Below are 11,447 nucleotides of genomic sequence, written 5' to 3' on the forward strand. Positions count from 1 at the left end.
AAAGTGTGGATAGATACGTGAGCAGCGAACAGGGTTCAGCAACTCTGGAAGGCACCGAACTGGATCTGGAAGACGCCATTATGGGCCCCACCGGGCGCCCTTATCGCGACTTTCCGGAGCCGGCACCGCTGTCATCCCACGGCCCCGCGCGGGTCATCGCCATGGTCAACCAGAAGGGCGGAGTGGGGAAAACCACCTCCACCATCAACCTGGCGGCTGCGCTGGCCGAATTCGGCCGCCGTGTGCTCGTGGTGGACTTCGACCCGCAGGGTGCCCTCTCCGCAGGCCTGGGTATCAACCCGCACGAACTGGATCTCACGGTCTACAACGTCCTGATGGACCGCAAGGTGGACATCCGCGATGCCATCCACAAGACCGGTGTGGAAAATTTGGACTTACTCCCGGCCAACATAGACCTCTCCGCCGCTGAAGTGCAGCTCGTCAACGAAGTGGCGCGCGAACAGGTGCTGGACCGGGCGCTGAAGAAAGTTGAGGATGACTACGACGTCGTCCTCATCGACTGCCAGCCCTCACTGGGCCTGCTGACCGTCAATGCGCTGACCGCATCCCACGGCGTCATCATCCCGCTGATCTGCGAGTTCTTCGCCCTCCGCGCTGTGGCGCTGCTCGTCGAGACCATCGACAAGGTCCAGGACCGCCTGAACCCGCGGCTCCAGGTCGACGGCGTCCTCGCCACGATGTACGACGCCCGCACCCTGCACAGCCGCGAGGTCATCTCCCGCCTCGTGGAGGCCTTCGGCGACAAGGTCTTCGAGACCGTCATCAAACGCTCCATCAAGTTCGCCGACGCCACCGTCGCCGCCGAGCCCATCACCAGCTATGCCGGCAACCACATCGGCGCCGACGCCTACCGCAACCTCGCCAAAGAACTTATTTCGCGCGGCGGCGCGCCCTAGCCAGGTCCATGGCAAAGTCAGGCGCTCCCACGGCGGAGCTCGAGGTGTCGGCGGAGCTCGATGTGCCGGCGGAGCTTGACTCCGGGCTGGATGGACCTGCGGGCCCGGAAATTCCGCCGCCGCCGGGCGCCGGCAAGAAGCCCGGTTTCGAGGTCCGGCTGGCCAACTTCACCGGGCCCTTCGATCTCCTGCTTGGCCTGATTTCCAAGCATCAGCTGGACATCACCGAGGTGGCACTGTCCACGGTCACCGATGAATTCATCAAGTACATTAAGGCCCTGCAGAAGCAGGGGGCGGATTGGGCCCTGGACGAGGCCAGCGAATTCCTCGTCATCGCCGCCACGCTGCTGGACCTCAAGGCCGCCCGGCTGCTTCCCGCCGGCGAGGTCGAAGACGATGAGGACATCGCGCTGCTGGAAGCCCGGGACCTGCTCTTCGCCAGGCTCCTGCAGTACAAGGCCTTCAAACACGTGGCCGGCATGATCGGCTCCACGCTGGAACTCGAGGCCCGGCGCTACCCGCGGCAGGTCGCGCTGGAGGCGCACGTCGCCGCGTTGCTCCCGGAGCTCATCTGGCGGCACACCCCGCAGCAGTTCGCCGCCCTGGCGGAAGCCGCCCTGAAGCCCAGGGAAGCCGCCCCGGCCAAGGTTGGCCTGGCGCACCTCCACGGCTCGCCGGTCAGCGTCAGGGAACAGGCCGAGCTGCTGGGCCACCGGTTACGGCTCGGCGCCCCGCTCACGTTCCGGGCCCTGATCGCCGACGCCGAATCCACCCTCGTGGCGGTGGCACGGTTCCTGGCGCTGCTGGAAATGTTCCGGGACCAGGTGGTCGCCTTCGACCAGCTGGTGCCGCTGGGCGACCTGACCGTGCACTGGACCGCCGACCGCGGGAGCTGGAGCAGCGACACCCGCGAAGAATATGAAGAATATGAGGAGCAGCCGTGAGCTGGACCCAGCCTGAGCCGGCAGCCGCCGGGACAGAGTCCGCGGCGGCAACGCCGGAAGCAGCAGCAGACGCGGGGCTCGGAAGCCTTCCCGGCGGCGCCCGCGCGGCCCTCGAGGCCGTGCTGATGGTGATCGACCAGCCGGCCACGGCCACCGAGCTGGCCGCGGGGCTGAACCTCACCGTCGACGTCGTCGAGCAGCTGCTCGCGGAACTGCAGCGGGAGTATGGCGGTTATACTGTTAGTGCCCCGGATGTGGATGACGCCAGTTTCAACGGCTTCGGTTCCACCCCCCGGGGTTTTGAATTGCGGAGTATCGCCGGAGGCTGGCGGATCTATTCCCGCGCTGAATTCGCCGATATTGTCGGTGCTTTCGTGCTGGAGGGACAGACAGCCAGGCTGACGCAGGCGGCGCTCGAAACGCTCGCCGTGATCGCTTACCGCCAGCCCGTATCCAGGGCGCGGGTTTCTGCAATTCGGGGAGTCAATGTTGACTCTGTCGTGCGGACGCTGACGCAGCGCGGGCTGATCGAGGATTCGGGACTGGAACCTGTTTCCGGGGCCATCCTGTACCGGACGACGTCGTATTTCCTGGAGCGCATGGGAATCGGCTCGGTGGCGGAACTGCCGCAGCTTTCACCCCATCTTCCGGGGCTGGAAGGCATCGAAGAGTTCTACGACGCAGGAAGAATGTAGGCAGGGACCACTGCCTGCGCACGAGTATCCACCAGGGCAGAACCATTTTGCCCCAGCCGGCGGGTGTTGTCGGGAGACAGCGGCCGTTGGCAAACAAACGAAGGACGGGTCATGACACAGGCGGGACGCCAGGGTTCACCACGTAACAGTTCGGGACGAAACAGCGCCGGACAAAACAGTGCCGGACAAAACCCGGCGCAGGGCTCAGGCCGCGGCGCACAAGGCGGTTCCGGCCGCCCCCAGCAAGACGGCACCGGACGCCCGGCACAGGGCAGGAACGGCCGCAGTTTCCAGGGCGGCGGTAGCCGCACCGGCGGAGCCGGCTTCAAGGGCGGCGGAGACCGCCCCTTTAAACACCCCAAGCCCCGCGAAGAGGCCTTCATCGATCCGGACCTGCAGGGCCCCGACGGCGCAGCCGCAGACCGCCCGGCCTCCGGCGACTGGAAGTCCAGCGGGCCTTCCGGAAAGGGAGCCGGGCGCAAGCCCGCCGCCCGCAAACCAGGTTTTGGCAAGCCAGGTTTCGGCAAAGAGCCGGGGACCCCCGGTGCCCTGAAGCCCAAGCCCCGCACCGGCGCCGCGAAGTTCGCCGGCCCCCGCGCCTTCGGCAGCGAACGCTTCGGCCAGAATCTGGGCCCCGTGCGCAAGCCGGCCCGCAAGCGCGGACCCCGCGCCGAGGTGCCGCAGTCTGAGATGCACGACCAGGACGGCACCCGCCTCCAGAAGGTCATGGCTTCAGCCGGCGTCGCCTCACGGCGGGTCTGCGAGGAAATGATCGCCGAAGGCCGCGTCGAGGTCGACGGCCAGGTGGTCACCGAGCTCGGCGTCCGCGTCGATCCCACCACCGCGGTGATCCACGTCGACGGTCTCCGCATCCAGCTGGACGAGAACATGGTCTACATGGTGTTCAACAAGCCCAAGGGTGTTGTCTCCACGATGGAAGACCCGGACGGCCGGCCCTGCGTCAGCGACTTCGTCCGCAACAGCCACGGCGAACGACTCTTCCATATCGGCCGGCTCGACGTCTCCACCGAGGGACTGCTGCTGCTGACGAACGACGGCGAACTCGCCAACCGCCTCACGCACCCGTCCTACGAAGTCCCCAAGACCTACCTCGTGCAGGTCCGCGGGCCGTTCCCGCAGGGCATCGGCGCCGAACTCAAGGGCGGCGTCGAGCTCGAAGACGGCATCGCCTCGGTGGACTCCTTCAAACTCGTGGATTCCACCCCGGGCCACGTGCTGATCGAGGTGGTGCTGCACTCGGGCAAGAACCGGATCGTCCGGCGGCTCTTCGACGCCGTCGGTTTCCCGGTGCTGCGCCTGGTCCGGGTCAAGGTCGGCCCCATCGGCCTGGGCGACCAGCGCCAGGGCAGCATCCGCAACCTCGGCAAGCAGGAAGTCGGCCACCTGCTGGCATCCGTAGGGCTGTAGGGCATGTCCGCCTTTCGCACCCACGGCCGCGGCCACTTGATCGGTCCGGTGGTGGTCGTGGGCACCGGGCTCCTGGGCACCAGCATCGGGCTGGGGCTCCGGGGCCGCGGAGTGGCAGTGTTCCTCTCCGACCCCTCGCCCACCCATCAGGCCGTCGCCGTCGACATCGGCGCCGGCCTGCCTTTGGCGCGCCTTGACGGGGAACAGCCCGAGCTCGTGGTGGTCGCCGCGCCGCCGGACGTCACGGCTGAGGTGGTGGACCGGGCACTCGCGGACTACCCCCAGGCCGTCGTCGTTGACATCGCCAGTGTCAAGGCCGGAATCCTGGCCGATCTGCGTGCCCGCGGCGCGGACCTTGGCCGCTATGTGGGAACCCACCCCATGGCGGGCCGGGAGAAGTCCGGGCCCGTCGCTGCCCGCGGCGAGCTCTTCACCTCGATGCCGTGGGTGTTGTGCCCCTCGGAGGAGACCCTGCCCGAATCGCTCCAGGCGGCACGCGCGCTGGCCGGCGACCTCGGCGCCGTCGTCTCCGAATTCGGAGCCGGGGAACACGACGAGGCCGTGGCGCTTGTCTCACACGTGCCCCAGGTGGTGGCCTCGCTCGTGGCCAGCCGGCTGCAGGGCACGCCCCTGCATGCGCTGTCCCTCGCCGGCAACGGGCTGCGGGACGTCACCCGCATCGCCGCCAGCGATCCCACCCTCTGGGTGCAGATCCTGGGCGCGAACGCGGACAAAGTGGTGGATGTCCTGCACGGGGTCCGCGAGGACCTCAACCGGGTGATCGGCACGCTCGAGAACCCGACGGCGCCCGGCGCGAGGCTGGACCTCGCGCAGCTGATCAGCGAGGGCAACGCAGGCCAGTCCCGCATTCCGGGCAAGCACGGCGGGCCGCCGCAGGCGTACTCCTGGCTGACGGTCCTGGTGGATGACTCCCCGGGACAGATCGCCAGGCTCCTCACGGAGATCGGCGAGATCGGCGTCAACCTCGAGGATCTCCGCCTGGACCATTCCTCGGGCCAGAACGTTGGCATGGTGGAGATCTCCGTACTGCCGAACAAACACGACCTGTTAATCGAAGCCCTCAATGACCGCGGATGGCAGGTACTCCAGTAATGACCCAGGAACTCATCGAGATTGTGGACGTTCTCCGCCCGGGCAAAAGCCTCGTGGTGGCCATCGACGGTCCGTCCGGCTCCGGCAAGTCCAGCGTCAGCAAAGAGGTGGCCCGCCGGCTGAAACTGGCGTACCTCGACACCGGCGCAATGTACCGTGCCCTGACGTGGTTCTGCCTTGACCGCGGCACGGACCTGGCGGACCGGGCCGCCGTCGAGGCCGCGTCCAAGAGCCTGCCGCTGGAGATCAGCACGAGCCCGCTGGAGGAGTACGTGCGCGTCGGGGGAACCGACGTCACGCTCGCGGTCCGTGAACCGTCGATTTCCGCCGCCGTGAGTGCCGTCGCCACCACTCTCGGCGCCCGCACCGAACTGATCCGACGCCAGCGTGAGCTGATCGAACAGCACCACCGCCGGATGGTGGTCGAGGGCCGCGACATTACCACCGTCGTCGCGCCCCACGCCGAAGTGCGGCTGCTGCTCACCGCCAGCGAAGAGGCGCGCCTGCGCCGCCGGGGCATGCAGCTCGGCGGCAGCCAAAGCGCTGAACAGCTTGCCGCGCAGGTCACCGGGCGTGATGCCAGGGACTCCACTGTGGTGAACTTCAGCCAGGCGGCCGACGGCGTCGTCACGCTGGATTCCTCGGAACTGGACTTTGCCCAAACCGTCGACGCGGCGCTCAGTATCGTGACCGGCATCATCGACCACAAGGCGATCAACCGTGACTGAGGCGCGGACGCGGAGTGACGCAGATCCGGCGCTCCCGGCCCGCTGGACGACGGCGTGGAGCCGGCCGGTCGGCTGGATCCTGGACCATGTCCTCTACCGGACCTCGGTGTCGGGACGTTCGAACGTGCCGGCGGCGGGTCCGGTGATCTTCGCCGCGAACCACATCAGTTTCCTCGACGGGCCTGTCATGTTCGGGGCCTCGCCCCGTGCCATGCATATCCTGGTCAAGAAGGAAATGTTCGCCGGCCGCCTGGGCCGGGTGCTGCAGGCCTCCGGCCAGCTTCCCGTTGACCGCGCGGGGGACCGTGCTGCCCTCCACCTGGCCAAGCGGGTGCTCGACGCCGGACGGTGCGTCGGGATTTTGCCGGAGGGAACGCGGGGGAGCGGCGAAGCCGCCGCGATCAACAACGGCGTGGCCTGGCTCGCGCTGAACTCCCGGGCCACCGTGGTCCCCGTGGCCATCCTTGGCACCCGGATCGGCGGCGAACACCTCGACGCCGTTCCCCGGTTCCGCCGGAGGCTGCACGTCAGCTTCGGCGGGGCCCTCAATGTCAGCCGCAGGCCCGGCGAGACCGGGCGTGTTTCAATGGACAGGGCCGGAACCGAGATCCGCGCCGCGCTGGCCCGCCATGTCCAGGACTCCATCCTCAGAACCGGGCAGCCCCTGCCCGACGCGGATTCCCCGCAAGAACGCCATGAAGCAGTAGCCGGGACGCCGGCAGATCACCCCATAAGGAAAGTGCAATGAGCGATACGACTCAAACCTCCGGCCACATTGGCGCCGGCGAAGACGAATACACGCCCACCGGCACGGACCAGGTGGCCGAGCATCTTGCCGCCCTGGACGACGAGGAAGCAGAGGTCCGCGCGGCCTCCCTCCGGGCCGGCCTGGACGACTATGAGCTGGATGAGGAAGACGCCGCCCTCCTGAGCGGCGATTACGACGACGAGGACTTCGACGGTCCGGTCAAGCTTGACCCGGTCCTGGCCATCATCGGCCGGCCCAACGTGGGCAAGTCCACTCTGGTCAACCGGATCCTGGGCCGCCGCGAGGCCGTCGTGGAAGACACCCCCGGAGTCACCCGGGACCGTGTGATGTACTCCGCGACCTGGAACGGCCAGAACTTCACGGTGGTTGATACCGGCGGCTGGGAGCACGATGCCCGCGGCATCCACGCCCGCGTCGCCGAGCAGGCCGAAATGGCCGTGGAACTCGCCGACGCCGTGCTGTTCGTCGTCGACTCCGCCGTCGGTGCCACCGCCACGGACGAAGGCGTCGTGAAGATGCTCCGCAAGTCCAAGAAGCCGGTCATCATGGTGGCCAACAAGGTGGATGACTTTGCGCAGGAAGCCGACTCGGCTTCGCTCTGGGGCCTCGGTTTTGGCGAGCCGTACCCGGTCTCCGCCCTTCACGGCCGCGGCGTGGCCGACCTGCTGGACCACGTTATCGACACGCTCCCCGAGTTCTCCACGATCGAAGGACTCGAGCGCTCCGGTGGCCCCCGCCGCATCGCCCTGATCGGGCGCCCGAACGTCGGCAAGTCCTCGCTGCTGAACAAGCTGGCCGGTTCCGAGCGGGTCGTGGTGGACAACACTGCCGGGACCACGCGGGACCCGGTCGATGAGTTCATCGAACTCGGCGACCGCACCTGGCGCTTCGTCGACACCGCCGGCATCCGCCGCCGCCAGCACATGGCCCAGGGCGCGGACTACTACGCCTCGCTGCGGACCCAGAGTGCGCTGGAAAAGGCCGAGGTGGCGGTTGTGCTCCTCGCCGTGGACGAAGTGCTCAGCGAGCAGGACGTCCGCATCCTGCAGCTGGCCATCGAATCCGGCCGCGCGCTGGTTCTGGCTTTCAACAAGTGGGATCTGCTGGACGACGAACGCCGCAGCTACCTGGAGCGAGAAATCGAGCAGGACCTCGCCCACGTGGCCTGGGCGCCGCGCGTCAACATCTCGGCTCTGACCGGCTGGCACAAGGACAAGCTGGTACCGGCGCTGGACACCGCCCTGGAAAGCTGGGACAAGCGCATCCCCACCGGCCGGCTCAACGCCTTCCTCGGCGAGCTTGTGGCCGCGCACCCGCACCCGGTCCGCGGCGGCAAGCAGCCCCGCATTCTCTTCGGCACCCAGGCCTCCAGCCGCCCGCCGAAGTTCGTGCTCTTCACCACCGGGTTCCTCGACCCGGGATACCGCCGCTTCATCACCCGCCGGCTCCGCGAAACCTTCGGCTTCGAGGGCACGCCGATCGAGGTCAACATGCGGGTCCGCGAAAAGCGCGGCAAGAAGCGCTGATTCCGGCCCACCCGTCCGGGAGGTGCTGAACGTGTCACTGGCCCACCCCGGAATCGTGTAAGCTTTTGGAGGTGGTTCGGCCGGACTGCTCGGATGAAATCCCTTGGATACACAAGAGGACTACATCGTGAGCGGAGAACGGCGGAATCAACGGGCTGTAGCGCAGCTTGGTAGCGCACTTGACTGGGGGTCAAGGGGTCGCAGGTTCAAATCCTGTCAGCCCGACCAACAGAAAGTACCCCGCCATTCCTGCCAAGGGAGTGGCGGGGTTTTCTGTTTCCCGGCACGGATACGGGGTCCTGTTACCGGGTCCTGTTTTTCCGGCCCGTCAGGATTCGCGGACCGCCGGTGGAACGCCAGGCAGATCGGTGCATCGAGGCTATGCTGGGTCCGTGCATACCGTGGGTTCCCGTGTACGGATCGTGGTGGCCGATGACCATCCGCTGTTCCGGCGTGCGCTGGTGCAGACGATCAGGGATCAGCCTGAATTTGAACTTGTCGGCCAGGCCTCGGATGGTGGGCACGCGATGGAGTTGATCCGCGAACTATCCCCGAATGTCGCGGTGCTCGATATCCGGATGCCCGTACTCGATGGCCTCCAGGTAGTCAATGCCCTGTGTCGCGACGAGCTCTCCACCCGGGTTATTCTCCTTTCGGCCTACGTAGACGGTTCAGTGGCCTTCGACGCCGTGGCCGCAGGTGCCAGCGCCTATCTCTCGAAGAGCGTTGACCCGAAACTCCTCACGGACACTATTCGGGCTGTGAGCCGGGGTGAGACAGTGCTCGGGTCCGATGTGCAGGCCTCGTTGGCAGCCGAAATCCGCCTCCGGGGCGCACAGGCCCGCCCCGCTCTATCCAAGCGTGAACTCGAGATACTCGTGCACGTCGCTGGGGGTCGATCTGCCCCGCAAATAGCGGAACTCCTCTTTCTGTCCACCGCAACCATCAAGAGTCATCTGCAGGGCCTGTATGAGAAGCTCGGGGTATCGGATCGCGCCGCGGCAGTGGCGGAGGGGATGCGACGCGGGCTGCTGGAATGAGTCCGCGTACCCGTGTGATGTCTCGCCCAGGCGGAGCTTTGGCCGTCATCCGGTTAGTTGCGGTGCCCGTGTTCTTCCTGGCCGAACGTCTCGTTGAACATCCCGAGGCAAATCAAGCTCCGTTCCCCCCGATGTTGTTGCTCGCCGCTCTCTACGCCGCTGCCGCCATGGCCTCGGAACTGCGCGGCCGCCCGCTCATTACCCCGGCCGTGCTCACCACCGTCGACATCATCTTGATTGCTGCCCTCGTGGCGACCTCGGGAGGTCCGTTCTCGCAGCTTCGATACGCGTTCTTCCTGTTGCCCATTGGTGCGGCGCTGCTGATGAACCCCCGCTTGACTGCAACGTTCTCGGCAGCCGGACTGGTTTTGTACGCCCTCATTGCCGTCACCTACCCGGAATCCACCCAGGTCCGGAGGGACGCTGTGGGGTTCGAAGTTACGCAGATTCTGTTCCTGGCCTGGACCGGCGCCGCTGCAACCGTCCTGTCGGCGATTCTGGCCCGCCGGACGCGCGAAGTCTCGGAGCTTTCCGCGGTCCGCGGCCGTCTCGTGGCGCAAGCCCTCGATGCTGAAGACCAGGCGCGAAAAATGTTGGCGACGTCGCTGCACGATCACGCACTTCAAAATCTCCTTGCGGCCCGCCACCTTCTGGGGTCCGAAGGGCGCGAGAACGCCACGTTGATCAGCGAGGGGCTGGACCGCGGCATCTCGCAGATACGGGAGGCCGTCTTTGACCTCCACCCGTATGTCCTCGATCCAGTGGGACTTCGTGGTGCTATCCACGCCATCGCCGCTCGCGCGGGCGATCGCGGAGGGTTTGCAGCCTTCGTCGAGGTCCAGCCGGCCGCGAGTGGAGTGCACGATCAGCTGCTGTTCGCGATCGCCCGTGAGTTGATCGCCAACTGTGTCCAACACGCCCACGCCGACACCCTGTCGGTCTCTGTCCGGAGGCTTCCCGACACGGTCGAGATGATCGTGGTTGACGACGGCGTGGGGATCGATGTGAGCGAAGTTGAGCAAGCTCCGCTGAATGGGCATATTGGTCTTGCCTCCTGCGCCGAGCGTGCCTCGGCGATCGGAGGAAGCTTCGAATATGCCGCCGGTACAGACGGTCGGGGAACACAGGTCCGGGTGAGCCTGCCGGTGCCGGCGCGCTCCAAAACGGCCTGATCGACGGCCGGTGGAGCCGATCGGAGGACCTCCGATCGGCTCCGGCGCCTAGCTGAAGTTTCATTCGGTTGTCTCTCCGGGTGCGGACGGTCAAACTGCAAGACTGGGCTCATGGATCAGGTGAGTGCTACGCGCAGCGAGCTTCTGGCACGACGCGGCCAGATCAGGCTCGCCGGTCAGGGCCGGGATCTGCTGAGTGAAAAGCGGGCGGCCCTGATGAAAGAGTTTCAACGACTCGGTACCTCCGTGCTCGAGGCAATGCGCGAACTCGAGCGCGGCGCGGCAGCCGCCCGGCGGGCGCTCGGGGAGGCCCTCGCATTGGATGGTCCGGAATTCGTCGGATCCGCGGCGGTCGCCGCCTCGTCCAGTATCGGTGTTGAGCTCACCACCCGCTCGGTGGCCGGGGTGCGGATCGCTGAACTGTCCCACGAACCAGTGGCGCGATCGAGTATGGCTCGCGGCTACGGGCTGCCCTTCTCGTCGGCACGAGTCGATGTCGCCGGCGACGCCTTCGAGCGTCAAATGGAGCGGCTCCTGGATCTCGCGGCGGTCGAACTGACGCTGCGGCGCCTCGCCGAAGAGATTGCCAGCACGACGCGGCGCGTGAGCGCACTCGAGCACGTTGTGATACCCCGGCTCGAAGGTGAGCGCGACTTTATCGCCCTGGTGCTCGACGAACGCGAACTGGAGGACAGGGTGCGGCTGATGCGCGCGAAGAGCATGCGGGTGGATGCCCGCGACGAAGTGGTGGTTCTCGCGTGACGGCCCGGGGCGAGCAGAACACGCCGGGCGCGCTGGACGCCATCCGGGATCTGGAACGCGCGCTGTCGGACCGGGTAAAGCACCGTGCGTTCGCCGCCGAAAGCTCTCAGGCTGCCCGGCGGGAGGCTGACGGTCTCTTCGCCGAAGCACGTGAGCGTGGTGCGCGTGCGGCGGAGCGCACCCGCCAGGAAGTCCGTTTAGCCACCGAGATCGAAACCGCGTCGATCCTGGCGGGAGCGGACCACGAGATCGCCGCGCTCCACCTGCGGGTGACCACGATGCGGGCCGAACTGCTTGCCGGTATGCGGGCCGTCGCTCTTCCGGAAGCGCACGATCCTAAGGAGGCGTGACTG

Annotated in this window: 12 protein-coding genes and 1 tRNA gene; all 13 read left to right on the forward strand. The window is 66.9% G+C overall.

What is annotated here, in order from left to right; genetic code table 11:
• The first annotated feature begins 17 nt into the window (after window positions 1-17).
• The 13 genes from AC50X6_RS10010 (at window position 18) to AC50X6_RS10070 (ending at window position 11,444) form a co-directional block, all read left to right on the forward strand.
• The gene (locus tag AC50X6_RS10010) at window positions 18-917 is read left to right on the forward strand and encodes a ParA family protein (RefSeq protein WP_326967613.1); all 900 of its coding nucleotides are present in this window, start codon (window positions 18-20) and stop codon (window positions 915-917) included.
• A gap of 8 nt (window positions 918-925) precedes the next feature.
• On the forward strand, window positions 926-1,861 hold the full coding sequence (locus AC50X6_RS10015; protein WP_494966072.1) for a segregation and condensation protein A: 936 nt from the start codon (window positions 926-928) through the stop codon (window positions 1,859-1,861).
• Entirely contained in the window at window positions 1,858-2,556 is a 699-nt protein-coding gene (scpB, locus tag AC50X6_RS10020; RefSeq protein WP_494966073.1) for an SMC-Scp complex subunit ScpB, read from the forward strand. Before AC50X6_RS10015 ends, scpB begins: the two co-directional genes overlap by 4 nt.
• A gap of 111 nt (window positions 2,557-2,667) precedes the next feature.
• Window positions 2,668-3,984, forward strand: a complete 1,317-nt coding sequence (locus AC50X6_RS10025) for a pseudouridine synthase (protein WP_494966074.1) — start codon at window positions 2,668-2,670, stop codon at window positions 3,982-3,984.
• 3 nt (window positions 3,985-3,987) lie between these two features.
• Window positions 3,988-5,097 carry a prephenate dehydrogenase gene (locus AC50X6_RS10030; protein WP_494966075.1) on the forward strand — a complete coding sequence of 370 codons (1,110 nt, stop codon included), beginning with the start codon at window positions 3,988-3,990 and terminating at the stop codon, window positions 5,095-5,097.
• Window positions 5,097-5,825, forward strand: a complete 729-nt coding sequence (gene cmk / locus AC50X6_RS10035; RefSeq protein ID WP_326967617.1) for a (d)CMP kinase — start codon at window positions 5,097-5,099, stop codon at window positions 5,823-5,825. The genes AC50X6_RS10030 and cmk overlap by 1 nt, the downstream gene beginning before the upstream one ends.
• Entirely contained in the window at window positions 5,818-6,573 is a 756-nt protein-coding gene (locus tag AC50X6_RS10040) for a lysophospholipid acyltransferase family protein (RefSeq protein WP_494966076.1), read from the forward strand. The genes cmk and AC50X6_RS10040 overlap by 8 nt, the downstream gene beginning before the upstream one ends.
• The gene (gene der, locus AC50X6_RS10045; protein WP_494966077.1) at window positions 6,570-8,120 is read left to right on the forward strand and encodes a ribosome biogenesis GTPase Der; all 1,551 of its coding nucleotides are present in this window, start codon (window positions 6,570-6,572) and stop codon (window positions 8,118-8,120) included. Before AC50X6_RS10040 ends, der begins: the two co-directional genes overlap by 4 nt.
• Before the next feature lie 151 nt (window positions 8,121-8,271).
• Window positions 8,272-8,348, forward strand: a tRNA-Pro gene (locus AC50X6_RS10050).
• Window positions 8,349-8,512: 164 nt separating this feature from the next.
• Window positions 8,513-9,160, forward strand: a complete 648-nt coding sequence (locus AC50X6_RS10055; RefSeq protein ID WP_494966078.1) for a response regulator — start codon at window positions 8,513-8,515, stop codon at window positions 9,158-9,160.
• A 38-nt stretch (window positions 9,161-9,198) separates the two neighbouring features.
• Window positions 9,199-10,332: a sensor histidine kinase gene (locus AC50X6_RS10060; RefSeq protein ID WP_494966079.1), complete on the forward strand. Its 1,134-nt coding sequence runs from the start codon at window positions 9,199-9,201 to the stop codon at window positions 10,330-10,332.
• 111 nt (window positions 10,333-10,443) lie between these two features.
• A complete protein-coding gene (locus AC50X6_RS10065; protein ID WP_494966080.1) occupies window positions 10,444-11,094 on the forward strand; it encodes a V-type ATP synthase subunit D in 651 nt (216 codons plus the stop codon).
• Window positions 11,091-11,444 carry a hypothetical protein gene (locus tag AC50X6_RS10070; protein ID WP_494966081.1) on the forward strand — a complete coding sequence of 118 codons (354 nt, stop codon included), beginning with the start codon at window positions 11,091-11,093 and terminating at the stop codon, window positions 11,442-11,444. The genes AC50X6_RS10065 and AC50X6_RS10070 overlap by 4 nt, the downstream gene beginning before the upstream one ends.
• Window positions 11,445-11,447 lie beyond the last annotated feature (3 nt).

This window comes from Pseudarthrobacter sp. HLT1-7 (assembly GCF_059383435.1).